The following is a 21,477-nucleotide window of genomic DNA, read 5'->3' on the forward strand; positions in this document are numbered from 1 at the left end:
TCCTCGCTCAAGGCATGACGGCGCATGGGTTTTTGCGCTGGGCAAAGGTTAACGAAGAGGGCCAGAAGCGCGATGGATTTGGCGAGCACGCCTACAATTCCGCATAGCTCTGAGCGGACGGCAGTGTCGGCTCCTGAACGTCTGCGCGACCGCGAAAAGTCGGTGCGTTTGCTCGACGCCGATCAATCTAGCGCCCCCGCCTTTATCGCCGAATGGCAAAAGCTCATCCGCAAAGTTGCTGAACCCAATCCGTTCTTCGAACCATGGTTCCTGATACCGTCGCTGGCGCATTTGGCGGATGAGGAGCGCCCGGCGATCTTCACCACCTGGCATGGCGAGCAGCTTACCGGCCTCCTCCCTTTGGCCCGGCCAAAGAACTATTACGGCTACCGCCTGCCCCATGCGGCAATCTGGCTTCACGCCAACGCCTTTTGCGGCAGCCCTCTGGTGGCGGCGGGACATGAGCAGCAGTTTTGGCGCAACCTTTTGAGCCACCTCGATTATGCGCCGGGAAGCGCCTTGCTGCTGCACTGTGCACAGCTGCCCGAAAATGGTGCTTTGAACGCAGCTTTGGCACATGTGCTCAGCGAAACCGGGCGCCGCTCGGTCATTATCGATGCAGCAGAGCGCGCGGTGCTGACCTCCGACCTCAGCCCGGATGACTATCTGACGCAGGCCATGTCCTCCAAGAAGCGCAAGGAGCTGCGCCGCCAGCACAAGCGCCTGTGTGAAGAGGGCGACCTCCAGTTTGAGCGCGTGGAAGACGCAAGCGGCATCGAACAATGGGTTGCCGATTTTCTCGCGCTTGAAGCGGCTGGATGGAAGGGCGAGGCCGGCTCAGCGCTTAGCTTAGAAGGGCACACGCGCAGCTTCTTCACCGAAACACTCGCCGGCGCTGCCAAGGCTGGCCGTTTGGAACGCCTCGCGCTGCGCCTCGATGGCAAGCCGATCGCGATGCTCGCCAACTTCATCACCCCACCGGGTGTCTTCAGCTTCAAGACCGCCTTTGACGAGGCTTATGCGCGCTTCTCTCCGGGGCTGCTGTTGCAGATCGAAAACCTCGACCTGCTCGCCCGCAAGGACGTTGAGTGGGCCGATAGTTGCGCGGTCCAAGGCCACTCCATGATCGAACGCATCTGGCGCGACAAGCGCCGCATCATCAGCCGCAACATCGCCATTGGCGGGCCTTTGCGCCGCACGCTTTTCCGCGCCCTTGCCGCCTATGAGACCCGAGGGAAGACCCCATGAACGCGCCCCAATCCGACTGGCCGACCGCCGACGCAGGCACGAGCGCGGTGTTCGACAGCGAGGCACGAAAGACATTCGCCGCGCATTATCCTGAAGGCCCGCATATTCTGCGCCATGGCCTCAGCAGCCACCCACTGCTTGAGCTCGACGCGCTCGCGGATCTGGCTGAGCAGCTGCCTGAAGCAAGCGTCGAGTACAATCGCGGCGATCTGCCCGTGGGCATTGACGGCAAGCCGGGCGCGACCGGCCTGACCATCGCTGAGACGATCCGCAAAGTGGCGCAGGCCAACAGTTGGGCGGTGCTCAAGAACATTGAGCAAGCGCCCGCTTACGAAGCGTTGCTGATGGACCTGCTTGGCGAGATCCGCGCGGAGATCGAAGCCAAGACCGGCGAGATGCTGACCCCGCAAGGCTTCATCTTTGTCTCTTCGCCGAACGCCGTCACACCCTACCATTTCGATCCGGAGCACAACATTCTGCTGCAGATCCGGGGGTCCAAAGTGATGACCCAGTTCCCCGCCGGAGACCCTCGCTTCGCGCCCGACACAGTCCACGAAAGCTACCATTCCGGCGGCCCGCGAGAGCTGCAATGGGATGAGAGCTTCATGGCCGGGGCGCGCGAATGCCCTATCGGTCCAGGGGAGGCTGTCTTCGTGCCAGTCATGGCCCCGCATTTCGTGCGCAACGGGCCGGAAAGCTCCATCTCCTTGTCGATCACTTGGCGCTCCACATGGAGCTATGCCGAAAGCGATGCGCGCGGGCTCAACCATCTGCTGCGCCAGCGTGGATTTGCGCCCAAGGCCCCGGGACGCTGGCCGGCGAGCAACACTGGCAAGGCCTATGCTTTCCGTGCGCTGCGCAAGCTTGGCCTGACTGGCTAGCTTGACCTCCCGCGATTGGCCCACCAATGGTCCTGCGCGATGACAGACACTCCTGACAACCAGACGCTCGTTGACGATCTCGTTGACCTCCTCACGGTCGAGAAACGCGCGGCTGATATCTATGCGGGTCGCCCACAAAAGGGCGGTGTGGGCCGCGTTTTTGGCGGGCAGGTCATCGCGCAGGCCCTTCAAGCGGCTCAACTGAGCGTTCCGCAAGACAAGGTCGCCCATTCCTTGCACGCCTATTTCCTGCGCGGTGGGCGCGAAGGCTCCCCCATCGAATACCGCATTGAGCGCGACTTTGACGGGCGCAGCTTTGCCAATCGCCGCGTGGTTGCGAGCCAAGAAAACGAAGATGGCTCCTCCAGCCCGATCCTCAACCTGACGGCCAGCTTTCAGGTCCCCGAAGAGGGCCTTGAGCATGACGACGCCCCGATGCCCGAGGTTGCCGATCCCGACACCCTCAAATCCGACATGGAAATGCGCCGGGCGATGGCGGACACGATGGGCGACAAGCTCTCCGACACCCAGCGCGCTCTTATGCTCCGGCCACGACCGATCGAGATGCGCACGCTTGATAAGCTGCACTGGATGAATTCGGAGCCTAAGGCCCCGCTCGCCCATTCCTGGTTCCGCACCGCCGCCCCGTTGTCCGACGATCCAGCGCTCCACCGCGCGGTGATCGCCTATGCCAGCGACTACACCCTGCTCGGCACCAGCGCCCTGCCCCACGGTCTGTCGTGGATGCGCGGTGAGTTGGTGGGCGCCAGTCTTGACCACACGATCTGGTTCCACCGCCCGATTGACGAACACACCCGCGCCGATGAGTGGCTGCTCTACGCCACCGATGCACCGTGGTCTGGCGGCGGGCGCGGCTTCAACCGAGGCCGCATCTTCAACCGTCGGGGAGAGCTGGTCGCCAGCGTCGCGCAAGAGGGCATGATCCGCCGCCGAAAACCGAAGAGCTGAGTACGCATTCTTGGGATCGCTTCCCGTGCGCCAAGCCCGCGTTTGACACACTTGGCACACTGTTCAAGGCAAGAAGCTCCTTCGATCAATAGGCGCGCCTGTGATCGATCCAGCCGATAAAAATTCGCGCCAAGCATCCCACCATCAACGGTCCCACCGCTCTCCAAACTCCACCCGTAATGGATACAGATGGGCTTGCATGTAGGAAAATCGGGGAACCAAGTGCTGCTCTGATGATTGATCCCACGAGAGAAAAACGAAGGTTTTGGATGCCAATCCGGGACCAGATTTGCGCCGGAGTGGGATTTGCTGTCGGTAATTTATGTGAGTGTCGCGCAGGACGACATAACGCAAAAGCAAGTGGAGGCGCTGGCCATCCACTCGGCGCGCAACAATGCCGCGCAAAATGTGACCGGCCTGCTCGCTTACAACACGCGTCGCTTTATGCAGCTTTTGGAAGGTGAGCCTGATGCGGTCATGGGCATCATGCGTGCGATCCAGTCCGACACACGGCACACCGATGTGAACATCATCCGTCAGGAAAGCCGCACAAAGCGCGAATGCCCCACTTGGTCGATGCAATCGCTGATCATGCCACTCACAGGCGTTGGCTCAGCCGATGCCTTTGTCATGTCACTGCCCGCGCAAATGGAGGTGGATACGAAGGTGCTCTTCACCAGCTTTGCCTCCGCAAAATCGGCATTCCTACCCGCTGGCAATCCCACCAATTCTCTCGCGCCGCGCTCAATGGCTGACTAGGCACAGGCCCCAGCCTAATGCGCCAGCAAGATCGGCAGTTCCGGTCTGCTCAGCACACGCCGGGTCACACCGCCCAACAGCATCTCTGCAAGCCGTGAGTGGCCATAGGCGCCCATCACCATGCAACCGCATTCGCGCATTTTGGCCGCCGACATCAACGTGTCCGCGATCTTTCCATCCCCGCGCGGGATGGAGACCAGCTCGCAGTCAATTCCGTGGCGGCTGAGATATTTGCCAGCCTCGCTCGCCGGGAAGTCGAAGCGCACCTGATCGTTTTCTTCGGCAATGCTGGCGATCACGACCTTGCTCGACATAGCGAGCAGCGGCACTGAAGCGCGCAGGGCAACAGCTGCCTCCGACGAGCCATTCCACGCCACCAGAACTGGCGCGCGGGGATCGAGTGACTTGGTCTCTCCCGGTACAACCAGCACGGGGATCGGCGCTTTCAGAGCGAGTTCTCCTGCCATGGCTGAGGGGCCAGACGAGCCTTCCTCCCCAATGTCGTGCGGACCGACAATGATCACGTCATGCAGCGGCGATTGTTCGAGCAGGCGCTGCTCGGCCATCCCGTAGATAAAGCGCCACTCCCACGAGACACCTTCATTAGCGAGGTCCGCTTCCAGCTTGGCACGCAGAGCTTCTGCCGCCTCCCTAATCTTGGGCATGGCTGCTGCCATGGCGGAGCCGTAGAAATCGCCCGGCGCAAAAACCTCGTAGCTCACCGCTTGCAGGCAAGTGATGTGGCCATCGCAAGCCCGCGCCAGATCGAGCGCGACTTGCAACCGCGCATCCATGCATTTGTCACCGTCAATGTGAAGCAAGATCGATTTCATGGCTTGTCTCCCTTTTGCTGATGCCCATTGTGGGCCTGCAGCGCGCAAGGTTCATTGATCAGGATCAAATTTGAGTCTTGTGTTGCGTTGGCCGAGCGTGAGCGAGCCAAGACTCACATTGGCCAAAGCCCGCGCATGGGTTAGTTTGCGCTCTGCAAGGGAGAGATCATGACCATCACGCGCCATCCACCGGTAAAGACCAGCCTTCAGCCATCGAACCACCCCTATCTCTCAGGGCCGTGGACGCCGCTTCATGAAGAGGTGGATGTGGAAGAGCTGGAGGTGATCGAAGGCGCTATCCCTGATGACATTGACGGCATTTATCTGCGCAATACCGAAAACCCGGTGCACCAGCCGCTGGGCCGTCATCACCCGTTTGACGGCGATGCGATGGTCCATCAGGTCAGCATCTCTGGCGGCAAGGCAAGCTATCGCAACCGCTTCGTGCGTACCCATTGCTTTACCGAGGAGCAGATTGCAGGCCGCGCTTTGTGGGGCGGGTTGATGGACCCGCATGGCACGTCCGAGCGTCCCGGTTTTGGCGCGCATGAGGGGCTGAAGGACACAGGCTCCACCGACATTATCGTCCATGCTGGCACCGCGCTCGCGACGCTCTACCAATGCGGAGAGGCGTGGCAGATGGACCCGGTGACGTTGGAAAACCTCGGCAAGGCGCCGTGGGGACCGATTGACGGGGTCTCTGCCCACCCAAAGGTCGATGAGGAAACCGGAGAGTTGATGTTCTTCAACTACTCCAAACACGCGCCCTACATGCATTATGGCGTGGTGGACCGGGCGGGAAAGCTCGTCCACTACGTCCCCATCCCCCTGCCCGGCCCGCGCCTGCCGCATGACATGGCGATCACAAAGAACTGGTCGATCCTGAACGATATGCCGCTGTTCTGGGACGAGGCTCTGCTGGAGCGCAACATCCATGCCGCCCGCATTCACGAAGGCGTTCCGACCCGCTTTGCGCTGATCCCACGCCACGGGCAGCCGGAGGACATCCGCTGGTTCGAGGCCTCACCCACTTACGTGCTTCACTGGACGAACGCGTGGGAAGAGGGCGATGAGGTCGTCTTGGAAGGCTACTATCAGGACAAGCCAATGCCCGACCCAATCGAGGAAGCGGGCGAATACAGCCACATGATGGCCTATGTGGACGAGCATTCTTTCCAATGCCGCCTCCACCGCTGGCGCTTCAACCTCACCACCGGTGAGTGCACGGAGGAGCGCCTGTCCGACAGCATCGTTGAATTCGGGATGATCAATCCCGCCTATCTCATGCGCAAGAGCCGCTACATTTGGTCGACGACAACGCGACCCGGCTGGTTCCTGTTCAACGGCTATGTCCGCCATGACACGCAGACAGGTGAGGAGCAGGTCTTCACGCTCCCTGAAGGCGTCTATGCGAGCGAAAGCCCGATGGTGCCAAGGAAAGGCGCAACGGCAGAGGATGACGGCTACCTCGTCACCTTCCTGATTGATGAGAACACGAAAGGGTCTGAGCTTGCCATCCTAGATGCGTCGGATGTGACGAAGGGTCCGATCTGCCGCGCAAAACTGCCGCACAAGATTTCAAGTGGGGTTCACTCCACCTGGGTGGAGCATTCGCAGCTTGCCTCTGACGCCGCGTTCAAACGCGCGCAGGTCGCTGCATAGGTCGTCTTAAGCGAGCTTGATCCACTTCACGCCGAGCACATCATCAGGGTCCACGCGGCTATTGCCTTTGCCGGCCTCATCAAGCCGCGACATGCCGGCCAGATGAACCCCGCCCCGGCGGCCCACGACCGAGACTTTGCGCACGATCCGGCCAAGATCTGGATGGCGAACAAGCACAATGTCACCGCGCGCGGGGCGACGTTTGCGTTTGAATAGAAAGATTGTGCCGTGCGGGTAGCCGACGCCGGTTTTTTCGCCGCACACCCGCCCGATATGAATACCGAACACTAAATTGACCCTCATCAAGCGCTGTAAACTAACGCTTTAACTCCCGCTCTTTTGGCAAATCGGATCGCTCAAGACAATCCGTGACTTGCACTTAACTCAACAGGCCCCATGTGGCAGGGACTTCGCCTTTGCAAAAACGCTCGCAACCATTATCCGGTCTGGGCGTATCTACAACGAACCGTTTTTCACAGTTACAAGAGGGACATCCACCATGGCTTTCAATCTCATCGACCTGCCCTATGCCAGCGACGCGCTCGACCCCGCGATTTCGGCACACACCCTGTCCTTCCACCACGGCAAGCACCACAAGGCTTACGTCGACAAGATGAACGCCGCGATTGCTGGCACGCCGCATGACGATGCCGCTCTGGAAGCCGTTGTCGCTGATGCGCGCGGTTCGAACGCCGGCCTGTTCAACAACGCAGCGCAAACCTGGAACCACGCCTTTTACTGGCACTCCATGGCTGCGAGCGAGACTGCTCCTTCAGCGGAACTCGCCGCCAAAATCAACGAAGCTTTCGGCTCGATGGATGAGCTTAAGGCACAGCTGAAAGCGCGCGGCGCAGGCCACTTTGCCAGCGGCTGGGTGTGGCTGGCTGAGAAAGACGGCAAGCTCTCGATCGAAGAAACCCACGATGGCGACACTCTGGCCGACAGCGACTTCAACCCGCTGCTGACTGTCGATGTGTGGGAGCACGCTTATTACCTCGACCACCAGAATGCGCGTCCGAGCTATCTCGACGCAGTGGTTGACGGGAAGCTCAACTGGGCCTTCGCGAGTGAGAACCTCGCCCGCGGCAGCGCCTGGACCTATCCGACGAACTAAGCCGGATCGACTGGAATTGACGGGAAACCCCGTCTCGCAAATGTGCGAGGCGGGGTTTTCTTTTGCCTCTGTCAGGACCCCGAATTGCGTCCCGCCCAATCGACCATTCGGGTAAGGTCGCCAAGCTGCCTGACAACCGCGCCGCTGCGCTCCCCCGCCAAGCGGTCGGAGAGTTTGGCGGTAAGGTCGTTCAAAGGCGCGGCTGCTGACTGAAGGGCTCGCCTCCCCGCCTCGGTTGCCTCCACGAGAACAACCCGCCGGTCGCCACTATGCGGCCGCCGCTGCGCAAAGCCCGCTTTCTCAAGCCGATCGATCAAAGCGGTCGCACTGCCACTGGTGAGGCCGAGTTGCGCACAGAGCTGCCCCGGCGTCGCCTCACCCGCTTCGGCCAAATAAAGCAAAGCCCGCGCATCATTGCGCCCCACACCCAGCAATTGCGCAGCCTCCCGATCAAAGTTGTCGAGCGCCGCCTGCAACCCCCGCATCGCAGAGAGGAGAGGGACCGGCTGGGGAGAGGGTTGCGGATCAGACATGCGCGCCACTCTGGCGGAGATGTCTTGGCAGACAAGATAGGGGAAATGCGGAGGTCTTAGCCTTCAATAGCCCCTCGTATCCCCTCACCGCAGCGGGAGATAACCGCCCATATTGGTGTTCGGCTTTGCGCTGGGCGGATGGTCCAGACCCATTGCATCGTTGACCGCGCGGCGGATCGGATTGGTGCAAGTGTGGGGCGCTTGAGCGTAGTAGATGCTGCCCTCTAGCGTGCGGTCGCGGCGGTCAGGGTTGATGATTACTCTTCCTGCATTGCCCGTATCGGAGGTGAGCGCCACGGGATCACACGCACGCAGAGAAATGCCCCCCGTGTCGTCTTTCTCAATCGAAGTGCACACGAAGCGGTCGTAGAACTCCAATATGCGCACGTTCTGGCTGTAATCGTCCGGTCTATCCCCCAGCACATAGCGCGCATCCCGCTCACGCAGATCAAGAGCGCCCTCACCAACCACGATGTCTTGCGCGTCGACGCCATAATAGTCCGCAATCTGATCGACCACGCCAGCGCGATAGGCCTCGCTTGCATACCAACTGTCGAAAGCCTCGGACGAGGCGAACTGCACATCGGAATGCCAATTCACCGCGTTGCGCCAGCAATCGCCCAGCCGCAACGTGCGGTTTCTTTGATAGTTGACCACCGTGTCACCGGGCAGTCCAAAGGCACCGCGTACCAGCACGCCCTCATCGTCGAAATACTCGCCTTCGGCATCGAAATACATCAACGCGAATGGCGCTGCGAGGGCACCTAGGACAACAGGAGTGGCCACCAGCTGCACGGGCCAAGAATACCAGATCTTGCGCGGGCTCAGCCAATAAGCGATCCACACAATCGCGATCAGCGCGACAGGCACGCCGAAAATCGCAATCAGGGCAAAGCTGAACTGGTCCATTGAGCCATCTTAGCCGCCAGCATGGTAAAAATCGTAAATCGTCCGCGCCACCGCATCGCTGACACCCGGAGCGCGTCGTAAATCCTCCAATGCCGCCGCGCGGACCTTCGAAGCGGTGCCGAAGTGCAGCAACAGCGCGCGTTTTCTTGCAGGGCCGATGCCGGGGATTTCGTCCAAGGGGCTGGCCGTGATCGCCTTGGAGCGCTTCGCCCGGTGTGCGCCGATCACATAGCGGTGAACCTCGTCGCGCAGGCGTTGGGCGTAGAACAGGACGGGGGAGTTGGTTGGCAGCATCTTTTCGCGGCCGTCGGGGAAGTGGAAAACCTCGCGCCCCTCGCGCCCGTGATGCGGGCCTTTGGCGATGCCGATGACGGGCAGGTCTTCGATGCCAAGCTCGCCCAGAACCTCCATCACACTCGACAGCTGCCCCTTACCACCATCGACCAGCACAAGGTCGGGCCAAACGCCTGCGCGCTCGCGGTCAGGGTCGTCCTTCATCGCGCGGGAGAAGCGCCGTTCGAACACTTCGCGCATCATCGCAAAGTCGTCATTGGTCTGAGCGGTTTTGATGTTGAACTTGCGATATTGCGATTTCTCGAAGCCTTCGGGGCTTGCCACCACCATCGCGCCGACCGCCTTCGCGCCCTGAATGTGGGAGTTGTCGTAGACCTCGATCCGCTCGGGCGGGGCTTCGAGCTCGAGAAACTCGGCCAGCTCGCGATTGATCTTGGCCTTGGTCCCCGTCTCAGCCAGCCGCCGGTCGAGTGCATCGAGAGCGTTCTTCTCCGCCTGCTTCATCAACTTACGCCGGTCGCCGCGTTGGGGGATGGAGAGCTGGACTTTCTTCTCGGCGAGTTCGGACAGCGCGGCTTCGATCAGCTCGCTCTCCGGCAGCTCGCGGTCGACAAGGACGGTCGCAGGCGGAGGCACTTCCTCATAGAATTGCAGCATAACGTTGGAGAGCACCTGCGCCTCTTCCACGTCCTTGATATGGCTGGGGAAAAAGGCGCGGTGCCCCCAGTTCTGCCCGCCGCGAATAAAGAAGGCTTGCACCGCGATCTGCCCGCCTTTGGCGTGGAGAGCGAAGACATCGGCATCGCCCACTCCGCTGGCATTGATGGCCTGCGAACCCTGAATGAAGGTCGCCGCACGCAACCGGTCGCGCAGGATCGCTGCGGTTTCAAAGTCCAGCTCCTCCGCCGCCTTCGCCATCTGCTTTTCGAGGTCGGCCTGCACCTTGGACGACTTGCCAGCGAGGAAGTCCTTCGCCTGATCGACCAGCGCCGAATAATCTTCTTCCGAGATCCGCCCGACACACGGCGCAGAGCAACGCTTGATCTGGTAGAGCAGGCAGGGCCTGTCGCGGTTGGAGTAGAAGCTGTCGGTGCAGCTCCTCAGCAGAAACAGCTTCTGCAACGCATTCAGCGTTGTGTTGACGCTGCCCGCACTCGCGAACGGGCCATAGTAATTCCCCTTCGCCCGCCGCGCGCCGCGATGCTTGTGGATGCGCGGGAAGTCGTGATCCGCGCGCAGAAGGATGAAGGGAAAGCTCTTGTCGTCCCTCAGCAGCACGTTGAAGGGTGGACGGAATCTCTTGATCAGCTGCGCCTCCAGCAGCAGCGCCTCGGCCTCCGAATTGGTGGTGACAATCTCCATCGCGCGGCATTGCGAAACCATCCGTTGCAGCCGGTTGGTGAGCCCGCTCACCTGCGTATAATTCGCCACCCGCGCTTTCAGGCTGCGCGCCTTGCCGACATAGAGCACATCGCCGCGCGTATCGAGCATTCGGTAGACGCCGGGCGTGGGCTTTAGCGTCGCGACGACATCGCGGATCGCTTTGACCCCGGCCTCCAGATTGGGCTGCGCGCTCGCCACCGTATAGGCCGCGCGTTCCTCGTTGAAACGCTCGGCACCGCGCGGGTCATCAGGGGAGCCAGCCCTAGAGGATTGGGGGGTTTTCGACATGGGGCTTAGATAGGGATGCGAGGTGCGCGTTGGCAATCGCGGACTACCCCTCTATCGGCAGCTATATGCAGAGTTACGACGTCATCATTCTGGGAGCAGGCGCGGCTGGCCTGATGTGTGCGGCGCGTGCGGGGCAGCGGGGCAAAAGCGTGCTCGTGCTCGAAAAGGCCGAGAAGCCCGGCAAGAAGATCCTGATTTCTGGCGGGGGGCGCTGCAACTTCACCAATCTGGGCGTGGGTCCGAAGAACTTCCTCTCGCAAAACCCGCATTTCGCCAAGTCGGCGCTGGCGCGGTACACGCCGGCGGACTTTATCGAGCTGGTCGACCGTTACGGCATCGCATGGCACGAAAAGACGCTGGGCCAGCTATTCTGCGACGGCTCGGCCAAACAGATCGTGCAGATGCTGCTCGATGAGTGCCCTGAGAACGTCGAGATTTGGTGCGACGCGGATGTGACCACGGTTGTGAAGGACGGCGATGATTTCGCGGTCAGCGCCAACGGTCAGAGCTTCACCGCTCCCGCCCTCGTCATCGCTACCGGAGGCCCCTCGATCCCCAAAATGGGCGCAACCGACTTTGCCTACACGCTGGCGCGGCAATTCGGCCTCAAAGTGGTCGAGCCGCGCCCTGCCCTTGTGCCGCTGACGCTGGGCGGAGAGGATGTGCTGTTCCGGGAGCTGTCCGGAGTTGCCGCTCCGGTGCGGGCGACGGCCAATAAGACAAGCTTCAACGAGGCGGCTTTGTTCACGCATAAAGGCCTCTCTGGCCCCGCGATCCTGCAAGTCTCGTCCTACTGGCATTCGGGCGAGGCGGTGGGGATCAATTTCCTGCCCGACAACAAGGGCGAGTGGCTGGTCGAGACCAAGCGTGACCGGCCCAAGGCGGCTGTCCGCTCCATCCTGCGCGATATGTTGCCCGACCGGCTTGCGGATGCTCTGGCAGAGCGGATCGGCCTGCAGGGCGACCTCGGAAACCTCCCCGACGCAAAACTGCGCGCCGCAGCCCAGCGCCTTGCCAACTGGCAGTTTCACCCCAATGGCACGGAGGGCTTTGCAAAGGCCGAAGTCACGATCGGCGGGATTTCCACAGACGAATTGTCGAGCAAGACGATGGAGGCCAAATCTGTCCCCGGCCTCTACGCCATCGGAGAGGCGGTTGACGTTACGGGATGGCTGGGTGGCTACAATTTTCAGTGGGCCTGGGCGAGCGGCGTCGCTTGCGGAGATAGTCTCTAGCTACACGCAACATTATTGCATCAGACTGTCCTGAAACGGCCATTGCCGTGCGCGGAAGGTTGTCACAGAGATGAAACGTGCTTACCTCTTGGAGACAAGCAGACCCCAAAAGGGGCGCTTAAGGGATAGGGCCGCTGCAACCTGTGCAGCGTTTGTTTGGAGAACAACTTGCGTCAATTGCAAGGTATGGATTCCTCGTTCGTCGCGATGGAAACGCCTCATTCTCCGATGCATATCGGCAGTGTGCTGATCTACAATCCTGAGACCGCTCCGGGTGGTTTTGTCCGCTTCAAAGACATTCTCAGCTTCATTGAATCGCGCATGCAGCTGTCAAAAACCATGCGTCAGCGTCTGGTCCGCGTGCCGTTCGACCTCGACTATCCATACTGGATTGAGGACCCGGATTTCGATCTGGAGTACCATGTCCGCCACGTCGCCTTGCCCAAGCCCGGCGATTGGCGGCAATTGTGCATCCAAGCCGCGCGCATTCACGCCCGCCCGCTCGATCTGGAGCGCCCGCCATGGGAGTTCACCGTGGTCGAGGGGCTCGACGCGGTCGAGGGTTATCCGCCCGGCTGCTTCGCCTTCGTGACCAAGGTTCACCACGCAGCGATTGACGGGATGAGCGGGATCGACCTGATGGAGGCGCTGCACACGCTCGCCCCCAACACGCCGCCGCCCAATGCGCCCGATGAGTGGAAGCCTGAAAAAGTGCCCGGCCCGGTCGAGCTTCTGGGCAAGAGCTACATCAACGGCCTGCTCAACCCGCTGAAGCAAGCGCAGGTCGCCGCGCAAGCCATTCCCGGCGTCGCCAGCGCGATCAAAGGGCTGGTAACGCGCGAGTTCAAGCTGACCAGCGACTATGTGCCGCCGCGCACGCGGTTCAACCGGTCGATCTCACCCCACCGCGTCATCGAGGGACGCACATTCGACCTCAAAGAGTTCAAGTCGATCCGTGCCTTGATGCCAGAGGCGAAGGTCAACGACGTCGCGATTGCGGTCATCGGCGGGGCGTTGCATAAATATTTGACGGCTAAGGGTGATCTGCCCAAGTCGACCATGACCGCGATGGCTCCGATCTCAGTTCGCTCAGGCAACGAAAAGGGGGACATGGGCAACCAGGTCTCCGCGATGATTGCGCCGCTGGGCACGCATATCGAGGATCCGCAAGAGCGGCTCGCCTATGTCTATGGCCAGACCAGCAATTCGAAGGCAATGACCAACGCCATCGGCGCGCGCCGCATGACGGAGGTGAGCAAGGTCAACCCGCTGCTCTACATGGCTTTGGGCGCGCAGCTGTTTAACCGCGTGAGCCTTGCCCACCGCGCGATGCCGTTCAACACCGTGGTGACGAATGTTCCAGGGCCACCGGTGCACATCTATTCGTCGAGCGCGCGGCTGGAGAGCATGGCGCTGTCGCTGATTTGCCTCACCGATGGTTTGGGCCTTGCCCATGTCGTGCAGTCCTACGTGGATGAGGCTTACATCAGCTTCACCGCCTGCCGCGACATTATGCCGGACCCAGAGTTCTACTCGCAGTGCCTGCAAGACAGCTTTGACGAATTGCTGGCAGCAGCAAAGGCGTTGGACTCCGCTCCGGCGAAGAAAGCGCCTGCAAAGAAGCCGGCCGCGAAGAAGGCTCCGGCACGCAAACCAGCTGTACGCAAGCCTGCCGCCAAGAAAGCGGCTCCGGCCAAGACAACAACGCGGCGCACGGCCAAAGGGCCGGCAAAACGCAAACCGCAAGCCTCGACCAAAAAGATCGAGAGCAAGCCGGCGAAGTAAACAGCTCAGATAAAACAGGAAATTTCCGCGGGATCATAACAACAACCAAAGACGGCCAGACCCGATAACGGTGCAAATAATAACGGCCGCACGAGCAGGAGAGTTACATTATGGCGAGCATTGCTCCCGATACCCGTTTCGGCGGGGAAGCCCCTTCGCGTAGCGCACAGCCACCCAGCCGCTTTTGGACCCTGACAGAGGGCCGCGCGATGATGGAGTTTGCCGCGTTCTACGCCGCAATGCCTGCGCTCTCGATGCTGCCAAAGGGCGATGGCCATTCGGTCATGGTGCTGCCCGGCTTCATGGCCTCCAACAGTTCAACCGCGCCGATGCGGCGGGTGCTCAAGCGCCTGAACTACGACGCCCATGGCTGGGAATCGGGCCGCAATGTCGTGGTCGATCACGCCACCATTCGCAGCATGGAAAGCCAGCTATCGCGGCTCTATAAGGCGAGCGGGCGCAAGGTTTCACTGATCGGCTGGAGCCTTGGCGGCGTGCTGGCGCGCGAATTGGCCAAGCTGCACCCTGAGAAAGTGCGTCTGGTCATCAGCCTTGGCTCCCCGCTCTCCAATGACCGCGGCCACACCTCGGCAAAGCGTCTGTTCGAGATGCTCAATGGCCGCGATCCAGAGGTGATCCGCGAAGGCAATTTCAACGAACTCCACATCGCACCGCCCGTGCCGACCACGTCTATCCTGACCAAGACCGACGGCGTCGTCCATTGGCGCGCGAGCGTTCAGGCAGAAGGCGAGCACCCAACCGAAAACATCGTCGTCCATGCCAGCCACTTGGGCCTTGGCGTGAACCCATCGGTGATGGTCGCTCTGGCGGATCGGCTGGCGCAGGAAGAGGGCACTTGGGAGCCCTTCCAGCCGAGCTTCACGCAAAGCTGGATGTATCCGAGCAGCAAGCTGGACTAGAACAGCTTCCGCAGATCAATCCCGACATAGCGGCCCAGCGGATCGATCAAGAAGGGCTGATAGTTGATCGGCGTGTCTCCATTGGCGTCGGTCACGCGGCGCTGGCCGTCAAAGACGTTGTCCATCCGCAAGCTGATGCGCGTGTTCTTGAGTGCGCCTTCATTGTTGCCGACCAGCTGCCCGACATCGGCGAAAATGCGAATATCGAAGGTTGCCAGATCGCCAAACTGCAAGTCGCCGGTTCCCGCCACGCTGGAACCTTCCAAAGTCGCCGAGCCAGTGTAGCGGCCCGACAAACGCATACCGACGCCTTGACCAAAGATGCCTGCTTCCAGCCGCGATGTGTGGCGCGGGAGGCCAAAGGCGCCCGTACCCTGCCCGCCAAGCTGATCGAGCGGTTCGAGGCCGGGGGCGATGAGGATCTCGTTCTCAAGCTCAATCGAGTGGTTGAGGGAGACGAAATAGCGGAATCCGCTGAAATTGCGCCGAGCGAGTGGGTTGAACCCAGCAGGCGGGCCGCCTCCAGCCTGAGCGCCGCCGGGACCACCGCTTGCTCCATCGGCTTGGCAAAAACGCGCGCGCAGGCCCGCAACCCGCTCTGAGGAGATGGTGCCGTCATCGCCGCGCAGGCGGTCAATGATGAAGCTCGCTTGCTCGGGATCGAAACCGGGAACTTCGTCTGAGACATCCTCGCCCGCCTCAATCCGCGCGATCAGTGCGCGCAGACGCGCTTCGCCGTCTTCAGCGCAGACGAGATTGCGGAAGGCTTCAAAGCCTTCGCCGCGTGGCCGGTTTCCGGGGCCTCCGGGCCGCCCACCGGGTGCACCATCAGGACCTGCTCCGGGACGCCCACCCATGGCGGACGAGTCCATGCTGCAAATCCGCTCGCGCATTTGCGCAAGACGCTCTGGATCGATCTGCCCGTCCTCACCGCGAACGCGCGCAAGCATCCCTTGCAGGCGGCGCGGTGGGACATCGCCGATGATTTCCGACACGTCCTCACCGTTCTGGACGGCTGTGGCGAGGCGCGTGAGAACCTCAAGGCCGTCCTCGGCGCAAATCCGATCACGGAACTGCATGAAGGCCGCGCGGCGCTGTTCACCCGGAGCTCCAGTGCCAGACGGCGCGGGAGGACCCGATGCGCCCGCAGCAGGAGCACTTTGCGTACCTGCCGGAGGCCCGCCAGCCGAAGCCGGGCGCGCCCCTCCTGTTGCCGCTTGCGGAGGACCACCGCGTTGCCCACCACGCGGTCCGCCTTGTTGGCCGCCTCGTTGGTCCCCGCCACCGATAGTGCCGCGGAAATTCAGGCCAAATTGCAAGCGTTCTGCGCGCGTCTGGTCAAAGGTCACAGCCCGCCTATCAATCGCGACCAGAGTTCCACCGGCGTCGCGCGTGATGCGGTCTGGGAATGCAGCCTCAATCTCAGCGGTGATCTGCGGGAAGCCGGCGGTCACGTCATCGGAGCGATTGCGGATATACTCGGCGGTAAAGCGCGCTCCGCTCCAGAATGGCAGTTCCCAGTTGGCAGCAAATTTCCAGTCGCGCTGCGTCTCGGCAAGCAAGTTCGGATTGCCGCCCGTAATCACCGTCGCCAGCACCGTATCGCCCGTGGTGAAATCGAAAACCGGCACGTTGAGCGTCTCAATCTCTGGATTGCCCAGAGTGCTCAGGCCCGGCGCGACCTCACGCATGATGTAGTTGGCGGACAGGTCGAGATTGTCGAACGGAGACCATGTCAGGCCGAGAGTGTAATCCCCCAAGGTGCCAAAATCGGAAAGGTGTTGGATCCCCACTTGCGAGTTGAGCGTGAAGCTGCCCAAGGCATCCGCAAACCCTTCACGCCGACTGGTGATCGGAATGACGAGATTGGCACCGGTTGAGAAGTCTCCGCGTGTGAGATCAATCGGCGCATTGCCGCGCGTGTCGGAAGCCTCGACATTTTCCCAATTGTAGCCAACATCAAAAGTGGCCAGCAATTCTCCGCCCGGCAAAAACACCAGAGGTCCACGCAATGTCGTCAAGGTGGTGGCGTTGGTTGCGCGGGTGAAGGCGGTGTCGAACCCGCCGTCGACCGCGCTTGGCAAAACGCCGTCGATAGCAATGGTCCCGTCGAGCGCGCGGTCCTGCAAAAACTCAGCGTCAAACCGCCGGTCGATCTCCTGCGTGTTTTCGGAGTAACCGGCATCAAAGGTGCTGGTGAGACGGAAGCCATTGATCGGCTTGGTCAGCGAGCCAGAGGTCTGGAAGAAATCCTGCGACACGCGCTGTTCCAATGGGGTGTCTTCGCCAAACACGCGGAAAGCAGTGTTGCCGTCTGCATCGGTGAGCTGGACCGAGTTCAGCCCTTGCAAGGCTGTGCGGTCTTCACGGTCGTAGGAGGCATTGAGGCTCAGCGACATGCCGGAATTGATGATTGCCTTGGCCCAGCTGATATCAGCGTCGAAGGAACGGCTGTCGCTGACAAGGCTGCGGAACGGGGCCTGATCCGGGTCAGTCGCGATATCGGAGATGGAGCCATCGGTCTGGATGATCCCGCGCTCCGCCTCGCTCAGCAGCGAGTTGTCATTGGCTTGCAGGTTGACGTTGATCCGCGCGCCATTGGCGATCTGGAGGAAGCCGATTTCCTGCTCGTTGAAGAACGCACCGCCGCGCGCTGGGCCTTCGAATTCAAACTCAACCTCCGCATTGCGATAGTCTTCTTTGAGGATCAGGTTGATGACGCGCCGGTCGGGCGGGAAGCCGAAACGCTGGGCGACTTCCTCTGGGAAGACCTCCACCCGGGAAAGCGCTTCGGGCGGATAATTGGCGAATTCGCGGAAAGAGCCAACGCGCAGGCCGTTGATAAGGATGACCGGGCGACCACCCCCGCCGCGCCCTCGGGCGGAACCGGTTTGGTTGGTGATCTGAGTGACGAGGTCAGCAATCGAGGTGACGCCTTCGGCCGCAATGTCGAGCTCGTTCAGCTCCAGAATGGGCGCCTGTTCCACGTCGAGCTGCCCGCGCAGCCGCTCCGCTGAGACGATAATCTGGCCTGCACCCGTCCCGAAATCGGTCTCATCTGTCTGTTCAGACTGGTCTTGCGCAGGTTCGGGTGTGCCTTCGTCCTGAGCAGCAACAGGGACGGCGCTCAAAGCAAGCAAGCCACAGCCCGCCAGCAGGGCAAATCGGGGGGGAGAGGAGAGGTTCATCGAGGCCCTATTTTAGCACTGCCACCTGTGTGACAAGCGCTTGGATTGTAACGCTTTGCACCAGTCAATACGCAGCGCCTGCGGTTTTGGTCCCTTTGAAGAGCGAATAATTTGACGCCGCTGAGCGCGTGATGAACAGGTAGTGCGTCGCCGTTGCTACAACGCCAGCCTTCCCTTTTCGCCTCACGCTCGCTAAAGGGCGCTCGCAGGCCGACATAGGTCGATCTGCGCAAACAAGACCTCTGGGTGAAAAAGCCCGAAAAGAATAAGGGATTACATGGCTAAAGAAGAACTCCTCGAAATGCGCGGGCGCGTCGTCGAGCTGCTGCCCAATGCGATGTTCCGGGTAGAGCTTGAAAACGGCCATGAAGTGCTGGGCCACACCGCTGGCAAGATGCGCAAGAACCGCATCCGCGTGCTGGTGGGCGACGAAGTGCTGTGCGAGCTAACGCCGTATGACCTCACCAAGGCACGCATCACCTACCGCTTTATGCCGGGTCGCGGTGGTCCAGGGCAAGGGCCGGGCCCAGCTTAGGGCCCCGCGTAACGCGCAAAGGTGAGCAACCTTCACCTAACCCTCGCTTCGGCCTCCCCGCGCAGGCGCGACCTGCTCGCGCGTCTGGGGTTGGAGCCTGACGCAGTGTCTCCTGCCGACATTGACGAGACGCCTGAACGCCAGGAGCGGCCGCGCGACTATGCCCTGCGCATGGGCCGCGAAAAGGCGCTGGCGGTAGAGGCACCCGGCTTCGTCCTTGCTGGAGACACAGTGGTCGCAGCCGGTCGCCGCATCCTGCCCAAGACAGAGCAAGAGAGCGAAGCGCGGGCCTGTCTGGAGTTACTCTCCGGCCGCCGTCACGTCGTCCTCTCCAGCGTCGTTCTACGCGCACCCGATGGCACTCTGCGCGAGCGCCTCAACGAAAACATCGTGCGTTTCAAAAGCCTCTCCGCAGAGGAAATCGACGCCTACATCGCCACCGATGACTGGCGCGGCAAAGCGGGTGGATATGCGATTCAGGGCGCGGCAGAGGGCCTGATCCAATGGATCAGAGGCAGCCATTCCGGCGTCATGGGCCTGCCGCTCTATGAGACACGGGCGCTGCTAAAAGCGGCGGGGTTTGCCATTGGCTGACGCAGCTTCTCTTTGGATCGTCGAGCAGGGGATAGGTGAGAAACGGGCCCTCTGGATCGACAATGGCGATGCGCGCGCCGCCAAATTGCTCTGGCCCGGAGAGATTACCGCCGGGAACCTCCTCTTCGCCAAGCTCACCTCCAAAACTGCGGGGAGCAAACGCGGTGTCGCGCAGCTTGAAACCGGGCAAGACGTGCTGGTCGATCAGCTCCCCCAAGAGGCCACAGAAGGCACGCAGATCGGAATCCGGATCACGCGCGCACCCATCGCAGAGCGCGGACGGCTGAAGCGCGCACAAGGCCGCTGCTTTATGGTGGGGCACAAGCCGCTGGACGATGCGGCGGCCAAAGTAGATGGCGAACGTTCCAAGGACCTGTTTGTCTTGGGCGACACGGTCCGCGCGTTTCAGCCCGGAGACTGGGAAGAGGTCTGGCACGCCGCTTCCTCTGGCAGCATTGCCTTTGCCGGGGGCGAGATTCTGTGCAGCGTGGCGCCCGCTATGACTGTGATCGACATTGATGGTGACCTCCCTCCCCGTGAACTCGCCCTTGCCGCGGTACCAACGATTGCCAAAGCGCTGAAGTGGTTCGACTTGGGCGGCAATATCGGCATCGACTTCCCGACGCTGGAGGCCAAGGCCGACCGGCGTGCGGTGGATCAGGTCTTGGCAGATGCACTCTCTGATTGGGCGCATGAGCGCACGTCGATGAACGGCTTTGGCTTTGTGCAGATTGTGGCACGGTTGGAAGGGCCTTCCCTCCTCCACCGCTTCGCCACATCGCGCACTGGCATGTGCGCTCGCTACGCTTTGCGGGTAGCGGAGCGGGCTGAGGGAATGGGACCTGTGCTGCTCCTTACCGTTCACCCGGCGCTCAAGGCCAAACTCAAACCCGAATGGCTTGAGGAACTCTCCCGAAGGACGGGTAAACAGGTGCGGATTGAGACCAATCCCGGCCTTGCGCTAGAGACGCCCAGTGCGCAGGTATTGAGTATCTGATTTGCGGCCAAGCCACCCGCTCCCTCCACCCTTCCACCCGGATTATCACGCCGGGTTACGATCCGGGTGGAAGGGTGGAGGGAGCGGGTGGCCCGGCACCGAGCGATAGCGAGCCAATGAACACCACCAAACCCTGCCCGATCTGCAAGAGACCGCGAACAGCGGAGTTCACGCCCTTCTGCTCACAAAGGTGCAAGGACCGTGATCTCGCGCGGTGGTTTGGCGATGGCTATTCGGTGCCGGGAGAGCCTGTCGACCCTGAATCCATCGCGCCGCGCGACTGGGACGTCCAAGAATAGGCCGAAAGCGGGTTTTTAACCCCATTTCCCTCTTGCCCCCTTTTCCCTCTTGCAAAGCACCGTCAGCTTCGCCATAGCGCCGCTCTCATTTGCTCGTTGAGGAGCGCGGTTCCAAGCCTCCCTCAACGTCGCAGCGAATGCCCGGGTAGCTCAGGGGTAGAGCAGCGGATTGAAAATCCGCGTGTCGGTGGTTCGATTCCGCCCCCGGGCACCATTCGCAGCCAGAGGGATCTTGCTACCATGACCCGCCGCTCCAAAATTTACGAAGGCAAAGCCAAGGTCCTTTATGAAGGGCCTGAACCCGGCACGCTCATCCAATATTTCAAGGATGACGCGACCGCCTTCAATGCGGAGAAGAAGGGCACGATCAACGGCAAGGGCGTGATCAACAATCGCATCAGCGAGCACGTCTTTACTCGCCTTTCCCATATCGGCATCCCAACCCACTTCATCCGCCGCCTCAACATGCGCGAACAACTGGTGCGGCAGGTTGAGATCATTCCGATTGAGGTTGTGCTGCGCAATGTCGCCGCTGGATCAATCTGCAAGCGACTGGGTCTGGAAGAAGGCGAGCCGCTGCCCCACACGCTGATCGAATATTACTACAAGGACGATGCGCTGGGCGATCCGCTGATCTCGGAAGAGCACATTGCCTGCTTCAACTGGGCAAGCCCTGAGGAGATGCACGACATTTCCTCCATGGCGATCCGCATCAACGATTTTCTCTGCGGCCTGTTTGCCGGGATCGACATTCGCCTTGTGGACTTCAAGCTGGAGTTCGGACGCCTCTTTGACGGCGATTACAGCCGTGTGATCCTGGCGGATGAAATCAGCCCGGATGGCTGCCGTCTGTGGGACATGGCGAGCGGTGAAAAGCTCGACAAGGACCGGTTCCGCCGCGATCTGGGCGGTGAGGAAGAGGCCTATCGCGAAGTCGCTCGGCGGCTTGGCCTGATGCAGGGTGAGGACAATGGTCCAGGCGAAGTGCTGGACCTCTCCAGCCACCGCTCACGCCTGCGCGGAACGCCTCCTGTAAAGAAGTAGGCCAAGG

20 protein-coding genes and 1 tRNA gene are annotated in these 21,477 nt (G+C 61.3%); 15 read left to right on the forward strand and 6 right to left on the reverse strand.

What is annotated here, in order from left to right; genetic code table 11:
- Positions 1-123 precede the first annotated feature (123 nt).
- From AC0V6X_RS08495 to AC0V6X_RS08510, 4 genes are all read left to right on the forward strand, one after another.
- A complete protein-coding gene (locus AC0V6X_RS08495; RefSeq protein ID WP_486184133.1) occupies positions 124-1,248 on the forward strand; it encodes a GNAT family N-acetyltransferase in 1,125 nt (374 codons plus the stop codon).
- Entirely contained in the window at positions 1,245-2,129 is an 885-nt protein-coding gene (locus tag AC0V6X_RS08500) for a cupin-like domain-containing protein (RefSeq protein WP_486184134.1), read from the forward strand. Before AC0V6X_RS08495 ends, AC0V6X_RS08500 begins: the two co-directional genes overlap by 4 nt.
- A gap of 39 nt (positions 2,130-2,168) precedes the next feature.
- The gene (locus tag AC0V6X_RS08505; protein ID WP_486184135.1) at positions 2,169-3,098 is read left to right on the forward strand and encodes an acyl-CoA thioesterase; all 930 of its coding nucleotides are present in this window, start codon (positions 2,169-2,171) and stop codon (positions 3,096-3,098) included.
- Positions 3,099-3,404: 306 nt separating this feature from the next.
- A complete protein-coding gene (locus AC0V6X_RS08510; RefSeq protein ID WP_486184136.1) occupies positions 3,405-3,857 on the forward strand; it encodes a BLUF domain-containing protein in 453 nt (150 codons plus the stop codon).
- A 14-nt stretch (positions 3,858-3,871) separates the two neighbouring features.
- On the opposite strand, the gene AC0V6X_RS08515 is transcribed toward AC0V6X_RS08510, so the two are convergent.
- Positions 3,872-4,690 (reverse strand): universal stress protein, encoded by an 819-nt coding sequence (locus AC0V6X_RS08515; RefSeq protein ID WP_486184137.1) that lies wholly within the window; start codon positions 4,688-4,690, stop codon positions 3,872-3,874.
- A gap of 168 nt (positions 4,691-4,858) precedes the next feature.
- On the opposite strand from AC0V6X_RS08515, the gene AC0V6X_RS08520 reads away from it, so the two are divergent.
- Entirely contained in the window at positions 4,859-6,352 is a 1,494-nt protein-coding gene (locus tag AC0V6X_RS08520) for a carotenoid oxygenase family protein (protein ID WP_486184138.1), read from the forward strand.
- A 6-nt stretch (positions 6,353-6,358) separates the two neighbouring features.
- Here AC0V6X_RS08520 and AC0V6X_RS08525 read toward each other — a convergent pair whose 3' ends face one another.
- Positions 6,359-6,640: a hypothetical protein gene (locus AC0V6X_RS08525; protein ID WP_486184139.1), complete on the reverse strand. Its 282-nt coding sequence runs from the start codon at positions 6,638-6,640 to the stop codon at positions 6,359-6,361.
- Between the two features lie 211 nt (positions 6,641-6,851).
- On the opposite strand from AC0V6X_RS08525, the gene AC0V6X_RS08530 reads away from it, so the two are divergent.
- Positions 6,852-7,466, forward strand: coding sequence for a superoxide dismutase (locus tag AC0V6X_RS08530; protein WP_486184140.1), 615 nt, complete (start codon positions 6,852-6,854; stop codon positions 7,464-7,466).
- 71 nt (positions 7,467-7,537) lie between these two features.
- On the opposite strand, the gene AC0V6X_RS08535 is transcribed toward AC0V6X_RS08530, so the two are convergent.
- From AC0V6X_RS08535 to uvrC, 3 genes are all read right to left on the reverse strand, one after another.
- Entirely contained in the window at positions 7,538-7,999 is a 462-nt protein-coding gene (locus AC0V6X_RS08535; RefSeq protein ID WP_486184141.1) for a MarR family winged helix-turn-helix transcriptional regulator, read from the reverse strand.
- 84 nt (positions 8,000-8,083) lie between these two features.
- Positions 8,084-8,908 carry a hypothetical protein gene (locus tag AC0V6X_RS08540; RefSeq protein WP_486184142.1) on the reverse strand — a complete coding sequence of 275 codons (825 nt, stop codon included), beginning with the start codon at positions 8,906-8,908 and terminating at the stop codon, positions 8,084-8,086.
- A gap of 9 nt (positions 8,909-8,917) precedes the next feature.
- Complete coding sequence (uvrC, locus tag AC0V6X_RS08545; RefSeq protein ID WP_486184143.1) at positions 8,918-10,873, reverse strand: excinuclease ABC subunit UvrC; 1,956 nt, start codon at positions 10,871-10,873, stop codon at positions 8,918-8,920.
- A gap of 65 nt (positions 10,874-10,938) precedes the next feature.
- Between uvrC and AC0V6X_RS08550 the strand changes: the two genes are divergently transcribed.
- From AC0V6X_RS08550 to AC0V6X_RS08560, 3 genes are all read left to right on the forward strand, one after another.
- The gene (locus AC0V6X_RS08550) at positions 10,939-12,108 is read left to right on the forward strand and encodes a BaiN/RdsA family NAD(P)/FAD-dependent oxidoreductase (protein WP_486185548.1); all 1,170 of its coding nucleotides are present in this window, start codon (positions 10,939-10,941) and stop codon (positions 12,106-12,108) included.
- A 168-nt stretch (positions 12,109-12,276) separates the two neighbouring features.
- Entirely contained in the window at positions 12,277-13,893 is a 1,617-nt protein-coding gene (locus AC0V6X_RS08555) for a WS/DGAT/MGAT family O-acyltransferase (protein ID WP_486184144.1), read from the forward strand.
- A gap of 110 nt (positions 13,894-14,003) precedes the next feature.
- Positions 14,004-14,813, forward strand: coding sequence for an esterase/lipase family protein (locus AC0V6X_RS08560; RefSeq protein ID WP_486184145.1), 810 nt, complete (start codon positions 14,004-14,006; stop codon positions 14,811-14,813).
- Here the strand turns inward: AC0V6X_RS08560 and AC0V6X_RS08565 are convergent.
- Positions 14,810-17,944: a porin family protein gene (locus AC0V6X_RS08565; RefSeq protein WP_486184146.1), complete on the reverse strand. Its 3,135-nt coding sequence runs from the start codon at positions 17,942-17,944 to the stop codon at positions 14,810-14,812. The genes AC0V6X_RS08560 and AC0V6X_RS08565 overlap by 4 nt on opposite strands.
- 334 nt (positions 17,945-18,278) lie before the next feature.
- Between AC0V6X_RS08565 and infA the strand changes: the two genes are divergently transcribed.
- From infA to purC, 6 genes are all read left to right on the forward strand, one after another.
- Entirely contained in the window at positions 18,279-18,536 is a 258-nt protein-coding gene (gene infA, locus AC0V6X_RS08570) for a translation initiation factor IF-1 (protein WP_108786584.1), read from the forward strand.
- 21 nt (positions 18,537-18,557) lie between these two features.
- Positions 18,558-19,130 carry a Maf family protein gene (locus AC0V6X_RS08575; protein ID WP_486184147.1) on the forward strand — a complete coding sequence of 191 codons (573 nt, stop codon included), beginning with the start codon at positions 18,558-18,560 and terminating at the stop codon, positions 19,128-19,130.
- Positions 19,123-20,127 (forward strand): ribonuclease, encoded by a 1,005-nt coding sequence (locus tag AC0V6X_RS08580; protein ID WP_486184148.1) that lies wholly within the window; start codon positions 19,123-19,125, stop codon positions 20,125-20,127. Before AC0V6X_RS08575 ends, AC0V6X_RS08580 begins: the two co-directional genes overlap by 8 nt.
- A 116-nt stretch (positions 20,128-20,243) precedes the next feature.
- Positions 20,244-20,426 carry a DNA gyrase inhibitor YacG gene (locus tag AC0V6X_RS08585; RefSeq protein ID WP_486184149.1) on the forward strand — a complete coding sequence of 61 codons (183 nt, stop codon included), beginning with the start codon at positions 20,244-20,246 and terminating at the stop codon, positions 20,424-20,426.
- A 139-nt stretch (positions 20,427-20,565) separates the two neighbouring features.
- Positions 20,566-20,640, forward strand: a tRNA-Phe gene (locus tag AC0V6X_RS08590).
- Between the two features lie 26 nt (positions 20,641-20,666).
- Positions 20,667-21,470 carry a phosphoribosylaminoimidazolesuccinocarboxamide synthase gene (gene purC, locus AC0V6X_RS08595; RefSeq protein ID WP_486184150.1) on the forward strand — a complete coding sequence of 268 codons (804 nt, stop codon included), beginning with the start codon at positions 20,667-20,669 and terminating at the stop codon, positions 21,468-21,470.
- Positions 21,471-21,477 lie beyond the last annotated feature (7 nt).

The organism is Erythrobacter sp. S267 (assembly GCF_057365045.1).